The organism is Actinokineospora guangxiensis (genome assembly GCF_042657845.1).
Lineage (GTDB): Bacteria > Actinomycetota > Actinomycetes > Mycobacteriales > Pseudonocardiaceae > Actinokineospora > Actinokineospora guangxiensis.
In genome coordinates this window covers 474,881-492,454 of sequence record NZ_JBHSKF010000003.1, presented here as the reverse complement: position 1 = coordinate 492,454, position 17,574 = coordinate 474,881, and the positions used below count along the sequence as shown (strand labels likewise).

The 17,574-nt window shown below is 72.1% G+C and carries 16 protein-coding genes; 7 read left to right on the top strand and 9 right to left on the bottom strand.

The genetic code is table 11. From position 1 onward, the window contains the following. Window positions 1-56 precede the first annotated feature (56 nt). Entirely contained in the window at window positions 57-557 is a 501-nt protein-coding gene (greA, locus tag ACFPM7_RS09075) for a transcription elongation factor GreA (RefSeq protein WP_378245892.1), read from the top strand. A gap of 86 nt (window positions 558-643) precedes the next feature. Here greA and ACFPM7_RS09070 read toward each other — a convergent pair whose 3' ends face one another. After that, window positions 644-1,108: an Lrp/AsnC family transcriptional regulator gene (locus ACFPM7_RS09070; protein WP_378246333.1), complete on the bottom strand. Its 465-nt coding sequence runs from the start codon at window positions 1,106-1,108 to the stop codon at window positions 644-646. Window positions 1,109-1,256: 148 nt separating this feature from the next. Between ACFPM7_RS09070 and hppD the strand changes: the two genes are divergently transcribed. Together hppD and ACFPM7_RS09060 are read left to right on the top strand one after the other, a co-directional pair. Further along, window positions 1,257-2,450 (top strand): 4-hydroxyphenylpyruvate dioxygenase, encoded by a 1,194-nt coding sequence (gene hppD, locus ACFPM7_RS09065; protein WP_378245890.1) that lies wholly within the window; start codon window positions 1,257-1,259, stop codon window positions 2,448-2,450. A 110-nt stretch (window positions 2,451-2,560) separates the two neighbouring features. Continuing rightward, window positions 2,561-2,827 (top strand): hypothetical protein, encoded by a 267-nt coding sequence (locus tag ACFPM7_RS09060; protein WP_378245888.1) that lies wholly within the window; start codon window positions 2,561-2,563, stop codon window positions 2,825-2,827. A 4-nt stretch (window positions 2,828-2,831) separates the two neighbouring features. On the opposite strand, the gene ACFPM7_RS09055 is transcribed toward ACFPM7_RS09060, so the two are convergent. From ACFPM7_RS09055 to ACFPM7_RS09030, 6 genes are all read right to left on the bottom strand, one after another. Further along, on the bottom strand, window positions 2,832-3,683 hold the full coding sequence (locus ACFPM7_RS09055; RefSeq protein ID WP_378245886.1) for a DivIVA domain-containing protein: 852 nt from the start codon (window positions 3,681-3,683) through the stop codon (window positions 2,832-2,834). Between the two features lie 95 nt (window positions 3,684-3,778). Further along, window positions 3,779-5,752 carry an SDR family oxidoreductase gene (locus ACFPM7_RS09050; RefSeq protein WP_378245884.1) on the bottom strand — a complete coding sequence of 658 codons (1,974 nt, stop codon included), beginning with the start codon at window positions 5,750-5,752 and terminating at the stop codon, window positions 3,779-3,781. A 14-nt stretch (window positions 5,753-5,766) separates the two neighbouring features. Beyond that, a complete protein-coding gene (locus ACFPM7_RS09045; RefSeq protein WP_378245882.1) occupies window positions 5,767-6,723 on the bottom strand; it encodes an ATP-binding protein in 957 nt (318 codons plus the stop codon). Between the two features lie 94 nt (window positions 6,724-6,817). Next, window positions 6,818-7,939, bottom strand: coding sequence for a polysaccharide deacetylase family protein (locus tag ACFPM7_RS09040; RefSeq protein ID WP_378245879.1), 1,122 nt, complete (start codon window positions 7,937-7,939; stop codon window positions 6,818-6,820). A gap of 167 nt (window positions 7,940-8,106) precedes the next feature. Beyond that, window positions 8,107-8,808 carry a class F sortase gene (locus tag ACFPM7_RS09035; RefSeq protein WP_378245877.1) on the bottom strand — a complete coding sequence of 234 codons (702 nt, stop codon included), beginning with the start codon at window positions 8,806-8,808 and terminating at the stop codon, window positions 8,107-8,109. A 5-nt stretch (window positions 8,809-8,813) separates the two neighbouring features. Then, window positions 8,814-10,274, bottom strand: coding sequence for an MSCRAMM family protein (locus tag ACFPM7_RS09030; protein ID WP_378245875.1), 1,461 nt, complete (start codon window positions 10,272-10,274; stop codon window positions 8,814-8,816). A gap of 263 nt (window positions 10,275-10,537) precedes the next feature. Between ACFPM7_RS09030 and ACFPM7_RS09025 the strand changes: the two genes are divergently transcribed. Next, the gene (locus ACFPM7_RS09025) at window positions 10,538-11,356 is read left to right on the top strand and encodes a Bax inhibitor-1/YccA family protein (RefSeq protein ID WP_378245872.1); all 819 of its coding nucleotides are present in this window, start codon (window positions 10,538-10,540) and stop codon (window positions 11,354-11,356) included. Window positions 11,357-11,440: 84 nt separating this feature from the next. Further along, window positions 11,441-12,598: a cystathionine gamma-synthase gene (locus ACFPM7_RS09020; RefSeq protein WP_378245870.1), complete on the top strand. Its 1,158-nt coding sequence runs from the start codon at window positions 11,441-11,443 to the stop codon at window positions 12,596-12,598. Window positions 12,599-12,664: 66 nt separating this feature from the next. Here ACFPM7_RS09020 and ACFPM7_RS09015 read toward each other — a convergent pair whose 3' ends face one another. Together ACFPM7_RS09015 and ACFPM7_RS09010 are read right to left on the bottom strand one after the other, a co-directional pair. Next, window positions 12,665-13,807 carry a hypothetical protein gene (locus ACFPM7_RS09015; RefSeq protein WP_378245868.1) on the bottom strand — a complete coding sequence of 381 codons (1,143 nt, stop codon included), beginning with the start codon at window positions 13,805-13,807 and terminating at the stop codon, window positions 12,665-12,667. Between the two features lie 94 nt (window positions 13,808-13,901). Further along, a complete protein-coding gene (locus tag ACFPM7_RS09010; protein WP_378245866.1) occupies window positions 13,902-15,278 on the bottom strand; it encodes a cystathionine beta-synthase in 1,377 nt (458 codons plus the stop codon). Between the two features lie 175 nt (window positions 15,279-15,453). Between ACFPM7_RS09010 and ACFPM7_RS09005 the strand changes: the two genes are divergently transcribed. Then, window positions 15,454-16,287 (top strand): SGNH/GDSL hydrolase family protein, encoded by an 834-nt coding sequence (locus ACFPM7_RS09005; RefSeq protein ID WP_378245864.1) that lies wholly within the window; start codon window positions 15,454-15,456, stop codon window positions 16,285-16,287. Between the two features lie 66 nt (window positions 16,288-16,353). Then, complete coding sequence (locus ACFPM7_RS09000) at window positions 16,354-17,574, top strand: acetyl-CoA C-acetyltransferase (protein WP_378245862.1); 1,221 nt, start codon at window positions 16,354-16,356, stop codon at window positions 17,572-17,574.

Genomic DNA, 17,574 nt, shown 5'->3' with positions numbered 1-17,574 from the left:
CGCGACGACCCGGGGCTGCCCGGCCCGCGCCCGCGGGCCCGGAGTACGACGAGGAGTTGGTGACCGTGAGCGACACCAAGGTGACCTGGTTGACCCAGGAGGCCTACAACCGGCTCAAGCACGAGCTCGACGAGCTCATCGAGAACCGGGCGGTCATCGCCGAGAAGATCAACACCAGCCGCGAGGAAGGCGACCTGAAGGAGAACGGCGGCTACCACGCCGCCCGGGAGGAGCAGGGCCAGCAAGAGGCCCGCATCCGCCACCTCCAGGAGCTCCTGCGCGGCGCGAAGGTCGGGGAGGCCCCCGCGGCCGACGGCACCGCCCGGCCCGGAATGGTCCTCACCGTCCGCTACGACGGCGACGACGACCACGAGAAGTTCTTGCTGGCCACGCGTGAAGAGGGCGGCAGCGAGGGCGAGTTGGAGGTGTACTCCCCCGAGTCGCCGCTCGGGAAGGCGCTGATGGGCGCCAAGGAGGGCGAGACCAGGGAGTACGAACTGCCCAATGGGCGCAACCAGAAGGTCGTGCTGGTCAAGGCTGTGCCTTACAGCAGCTGAAACGACTGGGTCTTCGGCGAGGCGGCTCCCGGGCGGGGAGTCGCCTCGTCGGCGTTTGCGGACGGAGGTTCGGCCCCGGCGGGACCTCAGCGGAGCGCGCGTTCCAGCAGGGGGCGGACTCGCGTCGGGACAGGAGTGGACAGGGCGATCGTCGTTGAGGTCCGGCGGACCCATTCGACGTCCACCACGCGGTCGATGACCCTTTGCAGGTCGTCGTTGTCCCGGGCAACCATGCGCACCAACAGGTCGCCCTGCCCCGTCGTCGCGTGCACCTCGCACACCTCGTCGATCGCTTCGAGCAGGGTCGCCACCTCGGCGCGCCGCCCCTGAGCGATCTCCAGCACCGCGAACGCCGTCAGCCCGTATCCCATCGCCGCGAGGTCGATGGCCGGGGGAAAGCCGCCCAGGACCCCGCGACGCTCCAGTCTGTCCAGTCGCGCCTGGACGGTTCCCCTGGCGACGCCCAGGCGGCGGGAGCACTCCAGCACGCCCAGGCGGGGTTCGTCGGTGAGCAGCAGGAGCAGGCGGGAGTCCAGCTCGTCAATCTCCACGGCGGCCTGCCTCCTGTTCAGGGTGTCCACTTTGCCGAGCCGATTCGGTCATTACCTAGTCAGGTTGTCCTGTGAACAAGCCGAGTGTTGCACAGGATGCCCGGTGCTCTCCATCCTCGGAGCTACCGCGAACGCCTAGGAGGATGCGATGACGGGGACGCTCGGCACCGGGATGGACGAGGTCAGCTACGACCAGTTGCGGCAGCTCGTCGGGCTGGTCGACTACGACGAGACGCGCGACCCGTTCCCGGTGAAGTCGATGGACGCCGTCGTCTTCGTGTGTGGCAACGCCACCCAGACCGCGCTGTTCTACCAGGCCGCGTTCGGGATGGAGCAGATCGCGTACTCGGGGCCGGAGAACGGCAACCGCGACCACAAGGCGTTCGTACTGAAGTCCGGGTCCGCGCGGTTCGTCATCAAGGGCGGGGTGACCCCCGACAGCCCGCTGCTGGACCACCACCGCGAGCACGGTGACGGCGTGACCGACCTGGCGCTGGAGGTCAGCGACGTCGACCGGTGCGTCGAGCACGCCCGGGCGCAGGGGGCGACGGTGCTGGAGGAGCCGCACGACGTCTCCGACGAGCACGGCACGGTCCGCATGGCCGCGATCGCCACCTACGGCAAGACCCGGCACAGCCTGATCGACCGCTCTCGCTACAACGGCGTCTATCTGCCCGGCTACGTCGCCAAGAAGGGCAACTACGTCAAGCCAGAGGGTGCGCCCAAGCGCGTCTTCCAGGCCGTCGACCACTGCGTCGGCAACGTCGAGCTGGGCAAGATGGACTACTGGGTCCAGTGGTACAACCGCGTGATGGGCTTCGTGAACATGGCGGAGTTCGTCGGCGACGACATCGCCACCGAGTACTCGGCGCTGATGAGCAAGGTCGTGGCCAACGGCAACCACCGGGTCAAGTTCCCGCTCAACGAGCCCGCGATCGCGAAGAAGAAGTCGCAGATCGATGAGTACCTGGAGTTCTACGGCGGGCCCGGCTGCCAGCACATCGCGCTGGCCACCAACGACATCATCGCCACCGTCGTGGCCATGCGGGCGGCGGGCGTGGAGTTCCTGGACACCCCGGACTCCTACTACGAGGACCCCGAGCTGCGCGAGCGCATCGGCGAGGTGCGAGTGCCGATCGAGGTGCTCAAGGAGCACCGCATCCTGGTCGACCGCGACGAGGACGGCTACCTGCTGCAGATCTTCACCAAGCCCATCGGCGACCGGCCGACGGTCTTCTACGAGATGATCGAGCGCCACGGCTCGCTCGGCTTCGGCAAGGGCAACTTCAAGGCGCTGTTCGAGGCCATCGAGCGCGAGCAGGAGCGGCGCGGGAACCTCTGACCGGTTGCCCGCCCAACCGGGCGGGCACTCAGCGGGCGCTCAGGTGGACCCGCCACTGCCCAGGTACGCTCAGTGGCGGGTTCACCGTCGTCTCACGTTAGGCACACACGATGGCTGTCGGCAGCAGGTTCGCGGGCGCGGCCTCCCTCGCGGGCGCCGTCCTCGCCGCGATGACCCTGACCGGCGTCGCCGTCTTCACCGTGCAGGCCGCGACCTGCGACGACTCCGGCCACTACGTGCGGGTCGACGGCCAGACCACCCTCGTCGGCGGCTGCCTCGACCCCGAGGACCTGCCCGCCGCCCCGGCCACCGAGCCCGCCGAGGAGCCCGGCGCGGGCGCGGGCTCCGGCGTCGACGGGCTGCACAAGCGGCCCTGAGGGCTCAGCGCTTCGCCACCGGCTTGAGCTTGTCGGTCTCCAGCGCCGCGGGTGAGTCCGGCGCCAGCTCCGCCTCCCCCTCCAGCGGCTCCAGCAGCTCCGAACTCCGGGTGATCAGCTCGCTGGTCCCGCGCAGCCGCGTGGCCAGCTGCTCGCGCAGCGCCGTCAGCCGCTCCACCTGGCTGGTCGCCGAGGCGATCCGGCGCTCGGCCTCGGCGGTCGCGTCGGCGACGATGCCGCGGGACTCCTCGGCCACCCTGGCCCGCTCGGCCTCGATCTCCTTGGCCAGCTCGGCCCGCTTGGCGGCCATGTCCTCGTCGAACTGGCGCTGGACCCGCTTGCGCTCGGCCTCGGCCTTGTCGTCCAGGTCCTGCCTGCGCTTGTCGGCGGCCACCGTCATCTCGACGGACTTCTGGCGCACCCCGTCCATGATCTTCTTGTGGTCGGTGTGCAGTTCCTGGTGCTGGCGGTCCAGGTCGGCGAGCATGCGGCGGTAGCGGTCGCGCAGCGACGTGCTGGCCTCCTCCGCGCCCGACCACGCCGTCTCGGCAGCCGCCCTGGCCCGCGCGGTGATCTCCGCGGCCTGGGTGCGGGCGGTCTGCAGGGTCCGCTCCGCGTCGGGGGCGTCGGAGGCCGACAGCTGGTCGAGGCGGGCGCTCAGCGCGGTGATCTCGCGGCGGGCGATCTCCAGCTCGCCGGAGACCTCGGCCAGCCGCGAGCGGGTCTCGTCGCGCTCGGCGGCGGCGCGGATGGCCTCGTCCTCGGACTGCCGCAGGAAATCGTCGACCTGGGTGCGGTCGTAGCCGTGGCGCACCACGGAGAAGCCCGCCGAGCGACCATCGTGCGGTGTGACCATGGTCGGGACGTTACCAGTGCGATCACCCGCGCAGCCCACCGAAACACCGCGCGCGGCAAGCGCGCTCGACACATCGCCCCGACCAGGGGAAACCACTACCAGTGAAACCCCTTCGTCAGGCGGGACAGGGCCTTGGCCGCCGCGGTCAGGTTGCGCTCGCCCTTGCCCAGGCGCAGCCTGCCGCCGCCGCCCGCCGCCGCGGAGTCGGGGAAGATCCGGTAGCCCTGGTAGGCCACGGCGTCGACCAGGCCGGGTGCGAGGGCGTAGGCGGCCTGGATCAGGTAGCCGGTGGGGGTCCCGATGTGCTTGGGGCGGTCGGTGAGCGCGCGCACGACCATGGCGGCGGCCTGGTCGGGCGACTTGGCCGGGAACGCGTCGTAGATCTTGGTCGGGCGGATCATCGGGGTGCGGACCAGTGGCATGTGGACGGTCGTGAAGGTGATCCCGGCGCCGTGGGTCTCGGTGGCGACGATCTTGCTGAAGTAGTCCAGCGCCGCCTTGGACGCCACGTAGGCGCTGAACCGCGGCGCGATGCCCTGCACACCGATCGAGGAGACGTTGACGATGTGGCCGAAGCGCCGCTCGGTCATGTGCGGCAGCAGGGCCAGGATCAGCCGGACGGGGGCGAAGTAGTTGATGGCCATCGCCCGCTCGTAGTCGTGGAAGCGGTCGTAGGACAGCCGCACCGAACGGCGGATCGAGCGCCCGGCGTTGTTGACCAGCATGTCCACCGACGGGTGGTCGGCGAGCATGGCCTCGACGGTCTTGGTGACGGAGTCCTCGTCGGTAAGATCGCACGGGTAGGAGTGCGCCTCGCCGCCTTGGGCGGCGATCTCGGTGCGCACCTCCTCCAGCTCTGCCTCGCGCCGGGCCACCAGCAGCGGGATGCCGCCCGCGGCGGCGACCTTGAGCGCGGTGGCCCTGCCGATGCCCGAGGACGCCCCGGTGATCACCACCCGGCGCCCGCGCAGCGACTCGCCCGCGGCGCGGGCGCGGAACGGGTCCAGGTGCTCGGCCCAGTACCGGAAGAGGACGTCGGCGTAGTCCTCCAGCCTGGGCACCTCGACCTCGGGGATGAGGGCGCGGGTCTTGGTCGCGTCGAAGCGGGGCGCGAAGGTCAGCGTGGTCAGCAGGACCGACGGGATGCCCAGCCGGTCCAGGCCCGCGTCGAGGGCCAGCGACACCCCGGGCACGTTCTCGGCGAAGCGCAGGGCTCCCAGCAGCGGCTGCGACAGCGCGCGGGGCAGCTCGGCGGCGACCCTGGGCGCGCCCGCGGCCCTGGCGAAGGCGTCGTAGACCTCGCGCGCGGACTGCGGGCGCGGGTTGACCAGGTGGAAGGTCCGCCCGTTGAGGCCCGGCTTCGGCACCAGCGCCGCCATCGCCTTGGCGACGTAGTCGACCGGGACGATGTTGGTGTCGCCGATGTCGGGGAAGACGACGGGCACCGCCTGCACCGCCTCCAGCCTGGTCAGGGCCGGGAAGAAGTAGTACGGGCCGTCGACCTTGTCCATCTCGCCGGTCTCGGAGTGCCCGACGACGATCGCCGGCCGGTAGACCCGCCACGGCACGGCCTTCTGGGTGCGCACGATCCGCTCGGACTCGAACTTCGTCCGGTGGTAGGCGGTGGCCAGGCGCTGGCCCGCGTCGAACATCTCCTCGGTGTAGCGGCCGCGGTAGTCGCCCGCGACGGCCACCGAGGAGACGTGGTGCAGGCAGCCCGCGCCCAGCTCGGCGGCGAGGTCGAGGACGTTCTGGGTGCCGCCCACGTTGGCGGCGATGCTGGTCTCGTCGTCGGCGGTGACGTCGTAGAGGGCGGCGAGGTGGACGACGTTGTCCACTCCGCGCAGGGCGCCCGGGTCCGCGATGCCCAGGCCGGGCAAGGAGACGTCGCCGGTCACGGTGGTGATCCGCTCGGCGTCGGGCCAGCCCCGGGCGGCCCGCTCCAGGCGTTCCCGGGACTGCTCGCGGACCAGCAGCCACACCCGGTCGGTGTCCGGCCGGGCGAGCAGCTCGCGCACGAAGTGCCTGCCGATGAGTCCAGTGGCCCCAGTGACCAGGTATGTCGCCATAGGACCGAGCATGCCTAACCGACGGGGACGGGTCCAGGCAGGTAGTCGGGATCGATCTGTTCGGCCAGGTCGCGGCCCGCCTTGGCGTTGGCCCACGCGCGGGCGTAGCGGGTGTGGAACTCCTCGGCCTGGCGCTGGTAGCGGGGCCAGTCCTTCTCGACGGCGTCCACCAGGGTCCGCATCCCGGCCAGCGCCGCGCGGTTGTGCGGCTCCAGCAGCCCGATGGGACGGACGTCGCCGCGCTCGGCGGCGCGCACGTGCTGGGAGCGCCCGACGCAGGTGAGCAGGTCCTCGCCGACGTGCTCGCGCAGGAACTCCAGGTCCTCGGCGTCGCTGATCTTGTTGCCGACGACGGCGATGCGCACGCCGAAGTCCGCGGCGTAGTCGCGGTACTGCTTGTAGACCCCGACGCTGCGCACGGTCGGCTCGCAGACCAGGAAGGTCACGTCGAAGCGGGTGAACAGGCCGGAGGCGAAGGAGTCGGCGCCCGCGGTCATGTCGACCACGCAGTACTCGCCGGGGCCGTCGACCATGTGGTTGAGCAGCAGCTCCACCGCGCCGACCTTGGAGTGGTAGCAGGACACGCCCAGGTCGGACTCGGCGAACGGGCCGGTCACGGCGAGCCGGACGCCGTCCACGGTGCGCACGCAGGCGTCGTAGACCGGGTTGTCCTCGTCCACGCGGACCAGCCGCGAGCCGCGGCCCGGCGGCGTGGTCTTGAGCATCTCCTCGGTCGAGCGGATGCGCGGGTTGTCGCCGCGCAGGTGCTCCTTGATCAGCGGCAGGTGCGCGCCCAGGGCCGGGTGGACGTGGTCCTCGTCGGCGCCGAGGGCGACGGCGAGGTGCTGGTTGATGTCGGCGTCCAGGGCCAGCAGGGCGGGCGCGGGGGACTCGGCGGCGAGATGGCGCAGGAACAGCGAGGCCAGGGTGGTCTTGCCGCTGCCTCCCTTGCCGACGAACGCGATCTTCACGGCGGACAACTCTCGTGCGGGGGCGGATGGTGAAGCCTAGTGATAGCGGTTTTCATTATCCATCGCAACCACACGATCGGGTGGAGTGGGTCGATCAGGGCATCGGGACCTGCGCGTTCGGCATCGATCGGTACTTGTCGAGCACCGCCTTGTCCTGCATCCCCATCCACTGGATGACCTCGGAGTAGGTCGCGCAGACCGTCTCCGGCCTGCCGCAGACCTCGCCCATGAACCGCTCGGTCGCCCGGGTGAAGCCGCCGCCGGACCACTCGTTGAAGTGGTTGCCGATGACCAGCGGCGCCCGGTTGCCGTCGAAGGCGGCGGCGTAGGCGGCCTCGTAGGTCCCCAGGGTCACCTCGGCGAACTCCTCGGCCCGCCCCGGCTCGTTCCTGGCCTGGTTCTGGATGTACCAGAGGTTGTAGTCCATCATGATCGTCTTCTTGTGGCCGACGCCCGGCACGCGCACCGTCGGCATCGGGAACTGCCAGATGCCGTGCTCGCGGAAGGGCCAGGCGATGCCGTCGGAGACGCCGCTGGAGTCGTAGCTCATCCCCCGCTTGGCCAGCACCGGCCCGTAGACCTCGCGCTTGCCCTCCAGGCACGGCGTGCGTCCACCCTGGACCTTCTTCGGGTCGAGCTTGAGCCCGTGCGCGCGGCCGTCGGCCACGAAGGCGAAGAACTGGTCCAGCTCGGAGTTCCACTGCGCGGTGTTCCACTCGCCGACGCCCAGCGCGGTGCCCTGGCAGAAGTGGCCGTTGTAGTGGGTGCCGATCTCGTGGCCCTGCTCGATGCCCTGGTTGAGGTCGGCGATGAGCGTGCCGACGTCCGCCGCCGAGCCGCCGAAGCCGATGGACGCCTTGCCGGGCCGGTGGCCGGGACCGGTGTACTCGGCGCGGCGGTCGTCGGTCAGCAGGTAGATGCCGGACAGGAAACCGGAGAAGTGCGCACCGTTCTCCTTGGCGATGCCCATGAACCGCTGCCAGTGCTCATGGGAGCCGCCGCCGTCGAAGGAGAAGAGCACGAACTGCGGCGGCTTCTCCCCCGGTTCGAGCTTGCGCAGCCACGGGTCTGGCGCGTTGGCCGCCTGGGGCACCGGGGCCGCGGCCACCGGGACACCGGTGACCTCCGGCCGGACAGTGCCGAGTACCAGCAGAACCACGAACGTCAGAATCAGCGCGACGCCGAATCCGATCTTGTCCCATCGCCTGCGGGTCATGCCGAACCCCTCCCCGATCCGTCCTCCCCGAACTACTTCCAAGACGTGTGTGATGGATGGCCGTTGCTCGACCACCCGTTGCACACCGTAGAACGAGAGTGTCCGTCACGGAGTTGTAGACACGGGCAGGGAATCACCGGATCGAGCGACATCTCCCCGCCCGGTGATCATGCGGGAACGGCGACCACGATGCGGTTGGACTCATAGCCGTCCGAGCCGCCGACCCACCGCCCGCCGCAGGTCACCAGGACCAGGCGGTGCTCGCCGGACTGGCCGAAGAGGGCCTCGGCGCGGGCGGGCAGCTCGTCCTTGCCCAGGGTCACGACCTCGCTGACCTGGTACGACCAGTTCTTGCCCGCCGGGTCGACAACGGACACGTGATCACCCACGCGGGCGTCCCACAGCTCGGCGAACGGTCCGGTGCGCCCGCGCCAGTTCACATGGCCCGCGAGCACCGTCGCCCCCTCGTCCGCGGCGAGGTCGGCGCCCCACCAGGTGGCCTCGCGCAGGCTCTCCGGCACCGGCAGCGTGGCGTCGGGGCCCAGCTCGGTGCGCACCAGCCGCGCCTCGCCGCCGCCCCGCAGGCGCACCGTGCCCGCCGCCTGGGACTTCGGCGCGGCCGGGCGCTCCGGGGCGGCGGCCTTGGGCGGCGACGACGGCTTGGGCGCCGCGGGCGCCGTCGTCGTCGTGGGGGCCGCGGCGGGTGCGGCGGCGGGCAGGGCGGCACCCGCCGCCCCCGCGGCGCTCACCGGGGGCGCTGGGGCCGCGACGGGGGTGCCCGGCACGGCGGCGGTCCCGCCGAAGAGCGCGGCGACCGCGGCCAGGGCGAGCGCGCTCACCCCGGCCGCGACCACCGGCCTGCCTCGCACGGCGATCAGTAGCCCCAGTCCCGCTGCATGCCCCGGCTGACCACCTCGCGCCTGCGGCGGGCCTGGTGGACCAGCAGGCCGAGCGCGGCGACGAGCAGCGCGGCCAGCGCGCCGATGCCCGTCAGCAGCCCGGTGGACGGGCCGCCGTCGCCGCTGGTCAGCGCGGCGGCGGCGGGCTCGTCACCGGCCGGGATCGTGCGCGGCACGGTGGGCTTGTTGGGCACGTTGGCCAGCTTCAGGGTCACCGTGTCGCCGGGCTCGACCACCCCGCACGCCGACGGCGGGTTGTCCGGGTCGAAGGCGTCGTCGTAGCCCGGCGGCGCGGCGACCTCCACGACGCAGACCTCCTGCGGGGTGCGCAGGTTGTCGACCTCGGCGGTGCCGTCCTCGCCGGTCACCAGCACCACGGGCTTGTCGTCGGGGCCGACGAGCGGCTCGCCGTCCTGGTCGAGGGCGGGCGAGGTCTTGTCCGCGCCCGTCAGCCGCAGCGAGACGCCCTTGATGGCCTTGCCGGTCTTCTTGTCGACCTTGGCGACGGCGACGCCGCCAGGCGGGGTCACCGCGGTGACCGCCTTGCTCGCCGTGAGCTCCTTCTCCCCGCCGGTGCTGACCACGCGCTGGATGTCGACCTGCACGGCCTGGCGCACGACCGGCCGCTCGGCCGGGCTGAGCAGCGACACCGAGACCTTCGGGTCCGGCCCGGTGGGGGTCACCTCCAGGGCGGCGGGAGTGCCGTCCGCGCCGGTGGAGACGGTCGCGGTGGTCTCGCCGTCGACGGTGGCGTCGGTCAGGGTGACGGTGATCTCGACGTCGGCCACGCCCCGGTCGCGGGCGTTGCGCACGTCGACGGTCCAGGTGTCCGGGGTGCCGATGACCTGCGGCGCGGTGGGCGCGGTCACGGCGGCGGTCCAGGGGCCGCGGTTGGCGGCGGCGTCGGCCTTGAGGTCGTCGACGGCCTTGCGCGCGCCCGCGGGCAGCTTGGACAGGTGGAAGGGGGCGTCGTAGGCGATCTCGCGGAAGCCGTTGGACGGGTCGAGCTGGCCTGCGTTCTGCGGGCTCGCCGTCCACGTGTGCAGCAGGTGCGCCAGGGCCGCGGCCTCGTCGCGGCTCTCGGTGGTGGTGTAGCGCAGCAGCAGGTAGGAGATGTCGGCGGCGACGTCGGCGGGCAGCGCCGTGCCCCACTTCGTCTTCAGCTGCTCGCCCGGCCGGTACTGCTCGTCGCTGTCCGGGGCGGTGTGGGCGTACTGCACGCACCACACCTGCTCGCCGTTGACGACATAGGAGCCGAGCCAGTCGTAGGCGTCCTGGTTGCCTCGGTAGGGCTGCGCCGGGGTGGTCCGGTGACCGAGCCCCTCCTTGACGGCCGCCGCCGCCGCGGGGGCGGTGACGACGGTGGTGACGCACGCGATGACCGCGGCGCTCGTCAGGGCTGCGGCCAGCCGGGCGCCGATCGGGGTCCGGGCCATGGGGTGGGGGCTCCTCAAGCGCCGTGGGCAAGAACAAAAAGACACACCTCGTACGAGCCTGGTTTCTCCGAGTGATCGACGCAATCCGCCATGGGGGCGACCTGGGCGGGCACGGAGTGTGTCGCGTTATCGTTTCGACGGCGCCAAGCCGATCGACAAGTACCGCCGCCAGGTGGGTAAAGTGGCTTTTACCCAGCGGGAACCAACTGGCTCGCCCGAGCGTTGAAACCCGTGAAGGCGCCATTCAGGCCCAGGAGGATCAGGTGCGTTCTACCAGCAATCCCGCGTTCAGGAACCTGCCGGTCGGCGGGGGCCACGCGGGCTTCCAGCCCCAGGCCCAGGGTTACGGCCAGCCCGGCATGCCGGGCATGCCCGGCGGTCCGGGCTACCCGGCGCCGCCCACCGCGGGCGACCGGCCCATGACCGTGGACGACGTCGTCACCAAGACGGCGTTCACCCTCGGCACCGCGCTGCTCACCGGCGTGATCACCGCCATCGCGGTGCTCAGCGGCAGCATCTCGCCGTACCCGCCGATGATCGGCGGTCTGATCATCGGCCTGGTGCTCTCGCTCGTCGTCATCTTCAAGAAGACCCCGAACCCGGGCCTGATCCTGGCCTACTCGGCCGCCGAGGGCGTGTTCCTCGGTGCGATCACCGGTGTGTTCGAGGCGCTCGTCCCCGGCATCGCCCTGCAGGCGATCCTGGGCACCGCGCTGGTGTTCATCACCATGCTGGTCGTCTACCGCACCGGCGCCGTCAAGGTCACGCCCCGCCTGACCAAGTGGATCATCGGCGCGACCGTCGCGGCCGCCGGTCTGATGCTGGTCAACCTGCTGCTGTCGTTCATGGGCATCGACCTGGGCATCCGCGAGGCGGGCCCGCTGGGCATCGGCATCAGCCTGCTGTTCATCGGCATCGCCGCGTTCAACTTCCTGCTCGACTTCGACATGGCCGACCAGATGATCCGCTCCGGCACCCCGTCGAAGTGGGCCTGGTACGTGGCCTTCGGCCTGATGACCACCCTGGTCTGGCTGTACCTGGAGATCCTGCGCCTGCTCTACATGCTGCAGAGCTCCGACTGACGCAAGCCCGTCCACGAGCCGAGAACGCCCGCCCCCGCACGGGGGCGGGCGTTTTCGCGTCCCGACTCCTCGTAGGCTGGTCCAATGGCAGAAGACACCGGGCGCTGGGGCTTTGAGACCAAGGCCATCCACGCGGGACAGGAGCCGGACCCGCGAACCGGGGCGGTGATCGTCCCGATCTACCAGACATCGACCTTCGCCCAGGACGGCGTCGGCGGGCTGCGCGAGGGCGGGTACGAGTACTCCCGCACCGCCAACCCGACCAGGACCGCCCTGGAGGAGGCGCTGGCCGCGCTGGAGGGCGGGCGGCACTGCCTCGCCTTCGCCAGCGGCATGGCCGCCACCGACGTCGCGCTGCGCACGATCTGCCGCCCCGGCGACCACGTCGTCCTCGGCAACGACGCCTACGGCGGAACCTTCCGCATCCTGGACAAGGTCCTGACGCTGTGGGGTGTGGAGTACACCGCCGTCGACCTGTCCGACCTCGCGGCCACCCGCGCCGCCGTGCGGCCGAACACCAAGGTCATCTGGTCGGAGACCCCGACGAACCCGCTGCTGGGCGTGGTCGACATCGCCGCGCTCGCCGGCGTCGCCGCCGAGGCCGGGGCGCGGCTGGTCATCGACAACACCTTCGCCACCCCGTACCTGCAGACCCCGCTGGCGCTGGGCGCCGACGTGGTCCTGCACTCGACCACCAAGTACCTCGGCGGGCACTCCGATGTCGTCGGCGGCGCGCTGATCACCAACGACAGCGAGCTGGTGGAGGGCCTGGCGTTCCTGCGCAACGCCGCGGGCGCGGTCCCCGGCCCGTTCGACTCGTGGCTGGTGCTGCGCGGGGCCAAGACGCTGGCCGTGCGCATGGAGCGCCACTGCGACAACGCCGAGCGCGTGGTCGAGGCGCTGTCCGGGCACCCGAAGGTCACCAGGGTCCTCTACCCCGGCCTGGCCGAGCACCCCGGCCACGACGTCGCCGCCAAGCAGATGCGCCGCTCCGGCGGCATGGTGTCCTTCCAGGTCGCCGGCGGCCAGCAGGCCGCGCTGGACGTGGTCGCGCGCACCGAGCTGTTCACCCTGGCCGAGTCCCTCGGCGGCATCGAGTCGCTGATCGAGCACCCGGGCAAGATGACCCACGCCAGCACGGCGGGCTCGCTGCTGGAGGTGCCCGCCGACCTGATTCGGCTCTCCGTCGGCATCGAGTCGGCCTCGGACCTGGTCGCGGACCTGCTGGCCGCGCTGGGATAGCGGCTTGGGCACCGAAAGGGCCCCGTGGACGGTGTCCACGGGGCCCTTTCGGCGTTCTGCGCTAGCTCACCACTGCTGGGGCGGCTGCTGCTGGCCGGGGTAGCCGCCCGGCTGCGGCTGCTGGGGCTGGCCGTAGGGGTTCTGCGGCTGGCCGTAGGGCTGCTGGGGCTGGCCGTAGCCCTGCGGCTGCTGGCCGGGGAATCCGCCGCCCTGCGGCTGCCCGTACTGCTGGGGCGGCTGCTGGCCGTAGGGGTTCTGCGGCTGCCCGTACGGGTTCTGCTGCGGCTGCTGGCCGAAGTGGCCGGGGCCGCCGTAGCCCGCCGGACCCGCCGGGGCGGCGCCGGAGAACAGGAACTGGCGCGCACCGGGGATGAGGCCCAGCGAGCCCGCCGCCGCGATCAGCAGGCCGAAGATCAGGAAGAAGATGACCCTGGCCGACTCGCCGCCGCCCTCGATCATCAGCAGGATCGCCGAGAGCAGCAGGGCCGCGCCGCCGCCCACCGCCAGGAAGTGCGCGTAGGAGCGGTTCTTCAGGAACAGCAGCACGCCGCCCGCGATGGCCGCGCCCGCGCCCACCAGGGCGAGGATGCCGTAGAACCAGTAGTAGCCGGGCAGGAACGAGCCCGCATCGCCGAAGTCGACCAGCAGCGTGATCGCCATGATCAGCGTCACCAGGCCCATGACCGCGATCGCGCCCTGCACGATCATCGGGATCATCGCCTGGGTGCCCGCGCCCGCCGCGGCGGGCGGGCCGTAGCCGGGCTGGCCCTGGGGCGGGTAGCCGGGCTGGCCCTGCGGCGGGCCGTAGCCGGGCTGCGGCTGGCCGTAGGGCTGCTGGTGCTGCTGGCCGTACGGGTTGTGCTGCTGCTGGTGGCCGGGGAACCCGCCACCGGGCTGCTCGCCGCCGGGCTGGGCGTACGGCGGGGTCTGCGGCACCGAGCCGGGCGCGACCATCTGGGTGTGGTCGGGCACCGGGGCGGGCGAGGCGCCCGCGCCGGGCCGCACGACCTGCGTGCGGTCGGCGTTGTCGTCAGTGCCGGCCGCGCTGCCCGCCGAGCCGCCCCCGACGTCGGGGAGCGACTGGCCGGGCTGGATGGCCTGGGTGCGCTCGACGCCGTCGGCGCCGGTGTCGGCGGCCGGGATCGGGCCCGAGTCCGGCGCCGGCCCGCCGGGCTGCCACGGCTGGTTCGGTGGCTGGGGAGCGCTCATCGGGTTTCCCACCCCTTATTGACCTGATTTGTTGCCTTGCGACGGCCACGCTATCGGATGAGGGTTACCCCCGCCGGGCTTGGGGCGATCACGCTCACTTGCCCGCGAGGAACCCCAGCAGGTCCTGTCGGGTGACCACGCCCGCAGGCTTGCCGTCCTGCAGCACCAGCGCGGCGTCGGCCGAGGCCAGCGCCGCCATCGCCGAGGTGACCTGCTCGCCGGAGCCGATGGTCGGCAGCGCGGGCGACATGTGCAGGTCGAGGCGGTCGGCCAGGGCGGCCTTGCCGGTGAACAGCGCGTCGAGCAGGTCGCGCTCGTTGACCGCGCCCACGACCTCGGCGGCCATCACCGGCGGCTCGGCGTTGACCACCGGCATCTGGCTGACGGCGAACTCGCGCAGGATCGCCACCGCGTCGGCCACGGTCTCGGTCGGGTGGGCGTGGATGAAGTCGGGCAGGCCGCCGCCGGTGGACTTGCGCCGGAGCACGTCGCCGACGGTGGCGCCGGAGTGGTCGGCGGGCAGGAAGCCGTACTGCGACATCCAGGAGTCGTTGAAGACCTTGGACAGGTAGCCGCGGCCGCCGTCGGGCAGCAGCACGACCACCACGTCGTCGGGGCCGAGGCGCCGGGCCAGGCGCAGCGCGGCCGCGGCCGCCATGCCGCACGAGCCACCGACCAGCAGGCCCTCCTCGCGGGCGAGCCTGCGGGTGATGTCGAAGGACTCCGCGTCGGAGACGGCGATGATCTCGTCGGCGACCTCGCGGTCGTAGGCGCTGGGCCAGAAGTCCTCGCCGACGCCCTCGACCAGGTACGGGCGGCCGGTGCCGCCGGAGTAGACCGAGCCCTCCGGGTCCGCGCCGATGACCTTGACCCGACCCTCGGAGGCTTCCTTGAGGTAGCGGCCGGTGCCGGAGATGGTGCCGCCGGTGCCGACGCCGGCCACGAAGTGGGTGATCCGGCCCTCGGTCTGGCGCCAGAGCTCGGGGCCGGTGGAGTGGTAGTGGCTGGCCGGGTTCTCGGCGTTGGAGTACTGGTCGGGCTTCCAGGCGCCCTCGATCTCGCGGACGAGGCGGTCGGAGACGTTGTAGTAGGAGTCCGGGTGCTCGGGCGCCACCGCCGTCGGGCAGACGACCACCTCTGCGCCGTAGGCGCGCAGCACGTTGCGCTTGTCCTCGCTGACCTTGTCCGGGCAGACGAAGACGCACTGGTAGCCCTTGCGCTGGGCGACCATGGCCAGGCCGACGCCGGTGTTGCCCGAGGTGGGCTCGACGATGGTGCCGCCGGGGCGCAGCGCGCCGGAGCGCTCGGCCGCCTCGATCATGCGGACCGCGATCCGGTCCTTCACGCTGCCACCCGGGTTGAAGTACTCGACCTTGGCCAGCACCAGCGGAGCGAGGCCCTCGGCCAGGTTGTTCAGCTTCACCAGGGGGGTGTCGCCGACGAGGTCGATGACGTGCTCGACGTAGTCCACCGGATGCTCCTTGTCTCACAGCGTGGAACCGCGCCCCAACCCTATCCCGCCTGCCGTCTTCGAGGCTGCCGTCAGCGCTGCCAGGTACAACAAAGCAGGGTGACGTGCGATTACCAGTCCGCACGGGGGCACAGTGGGTGCCTGGTGCGGGAGTGCCCGGCGAGAGGGGACGACGATGTCCGAGCAGGTGGCGCCGACGAAGGGTCTCGCGGCCGCTCTGCGCGCGGTCGCCGTCGCCATCGGGTCGGTGGGCGGGCTGTCCGCGGGGGCCTACGGACTGCTGAGCACCCAGTCGAAGCGGGCGCGGACGGTGATCGGGGTCCCGCGCGAGCGCCCGCACAACGCCGACGGCGTGTACCTGCCGAACGGCGCCGGTCCGGTGGCCAGGGGCGAGGCGCTGGTGTTCGCGGTGTTCGGCGACTCCACCGCGGCCGGGCTGGGCGCGGAGTCCGCCGACCGGCTGCCCGGGGTGGTGCTGGCCCGCGGCCTGGCCGAGGAGCTGGGCTCCGCGGTGCGGCTGGTGACCCACGCCGTCAGCGGCTCGCGGACCACCCACCTGGCGGGTCAGGTCGACGCCGCGCTGACCGACCCGCCGCACGTCGCGCTGGTCCTGGTCGGCGGCAACGACGTGACCGCGCGGCTGGGCATCGGCGAGTCGGCGGCGCTGCTGGCCGCGCAGGTGGACCGGCTCGTGCGGGCCGGGGTGGCGGTGCTGGTGGGCACCTGCCCCGACCTCGGCACGGTCCGGCCGCTCCCGCAGCCGCTGCGCGAGGTGGCCCGCCGCTACAGCCGGGCGCTGGCCAGGGCCCAGGCGAAGGCGCTGATCGGCTCGGGCGCCCGGGTCGTGCCGATGGCCGCGCTGCTCACCGCGCACTTCCGCGAGCGCCACGACGAGCTGTTCAGCCCGGACCGCTTCCACCCGAACGGGGCCGGGTACGCGCTGGCGGCCGATGTGCTGCTGGCTCCGCTGTGCGCGGCGACGGGCCTGTGGGAGGGTCGGACCGGCTGAGCCTTGCCCGGCTCGGTCCCGGAACCTAAGCTACCGCTTAGTAACCACCCGAGTCAGGAGTCCGCCATGCCCGAGGCCGTCATCGTCTCCGCAGTCCGCTCCCCCATCGGCCGCGCGGGCAAGGGCTCGCTGGTCGACCTGCGGCCCGACGAGCTGACCGCCCAGATGGTGCGCGCCGCCCTGGACAAGGTCCCGGCGCTGGACCCGAAGGACATCGACGACCTGATGCTCGGCTGCGGCATGCCCGGCGGCGAGGCCGGGTTCAACATGGGCCGCATCGTCGCCGTCCTGCTCGGCTACGACCACCTGCCCGGCTGCACCGTGACCCGCTACTGCGCCTCCTCGCTGCAGACCACCCGCATGGCGCTGCACGCCATCAAGGCGGGCGAGGGCGAGGTCTTCATCTCCGCGGGCGTGGAGGCGGTCTCGCGCGCGGCCAACGGCAGCTCCGACTCCTGGCCCGACACCCGCAACCCGGTGTTCGCCGAGGCCATGGCCCGCACCGCGGCGGTCGCCGAGACCGGCGCGGACTCCTGGCGCGACCCGCGCGAGGACGGCCTGGTCCCCGACGCCTACATCGCCATGGGCCAGACCGCGGAGAACCTGGCCCGGCTCAAGGGCGTGACCCGCGAGGACATGGACCACTTCGGCGTGCGGTCGCAGAACCTCGCCGAGGCGGCGATCAAGTCCGGCTTCTGGGCCCGCGAGATCACCCCGGTCACCCGCCCCGACGGCTCGGTGGTCGACACCGACGACGGCCCCCGCCCCGGGGTGACCTACGAGAAGACCGCCACCCTCAAGCCGGTGTTCCGCCCCGACGGCCTGGTCACCGCGGGCAACTGCTGCCCGCTCAACGACGGCGCCGCCGCCCTGGTGATCATGTCCGACACCAAGGCCCGCGACCTGGGCCTGACCCCGCTCGCCCGGATCGTCTCGACCGGCGTGTCCGGGCTGTCCCCGGAGATCATGGGCCTGGGCCCGGTCGAGGCCTCGAAGCGGGCCCTGGCGCGGGCGGGCCTGGGCATCGGCGACATCGACCTGGTGGAGATCAACGAGGCGTTCGCCGCCCAGGTCCTGCCCTCGGCCCGCGACCTCGGCGTGCCGGAGGACAAGCTCAACGTCAACGGCGGCGCGATCGCCGTCGGCCACCCCTTCGGCATGACCGGCGCGCGGATCACCGCGACGCTGATCAACTCGCTGCAGTGGCACGACAAGCAGTTCGGCCTGGAGACGATGTGCGTCGGCGGCGGCCAGGGCATGGCGATGGTGCTGGAGCGGCTGAGCTAG

Excerpts from the sequence above, each read along its gene's own strand:
- ACFPM7_RS09030 (WP_378245875.1), bottom strand. The coding sequence starts at position 10,274 with ATGGCCCGGACCCCGATCGGCGCCCGGCTGGCCGCAGCCCTGACGAGC.
- ACFPM7_RS09000 (WP_378245862.1), top strand. The coding sequence starts at position 16,354 with ATGCCCGAGGCCGTCATCGTCTCCGCAGTCCGCTCCCCCATCGGCCGC.
- ACFPM7_RS09040 (WP_378245879.1), bottom strand. The coding sequence starts at position 7,939 with ATGACCCGCAGGCGATGGGACAAGATCGGATTCGGCGTCGCGCTGATT.
- ACFPM7_RS09060 (WP_378245888.1), top strand. The coding sequence starts at position 2,561 with ATGGCTGTCGGCAGCAGGTTCGCGGGCGCGGCCTCCCTCGCGGGCGCC.
- ACFPM7_RS09055 (WP_378245886.1), bottom strand. The coding sequence starts at position 3,683 with ATGGTCACACCGCACGATGGTCGCTCGGCGGGCTTCTCCGTGGTGCGC.
- ACFPM7_RS09015 (WP_378245868.1), bottom strand. The coding sequence starts at position 13,807 with ATGAGCGCTCCCCAGCCACCGAACCAGCCGTGGCAGCCCGGCGGGCCG.
- ACFPM7_RS09005 (WP_378245864.1), top strand. The coding sequence starts at position 15,454 with ATGTCCGAGCAGGTGGCGCCGACGAAGGGTCTCGCGGCCGCTCTGCGC.
- hppD (WP_378245890.1), top strand. The coding sequence starts at position 1,257 with ATGACGGGGACGCTCGGCACCGGGATGGACGAGGTCAGCTACGACCAG.
- ACFPM7_RS09020 (WP_378245870.1), top strand. The coding sequence starts at position 11,441 with ATGGCAGAAGACACCGGGCGCTGGGGCTTTGAGACCAAGGCCATCCAC.
- ACFPM7_RS09050 (WP_378245884.1), bottom strand. The coding sequence starts at position 5,752 with ATGGCGACATACCTGGTCACTGGGGCCACTGGACTCATCGGCAGGCAC.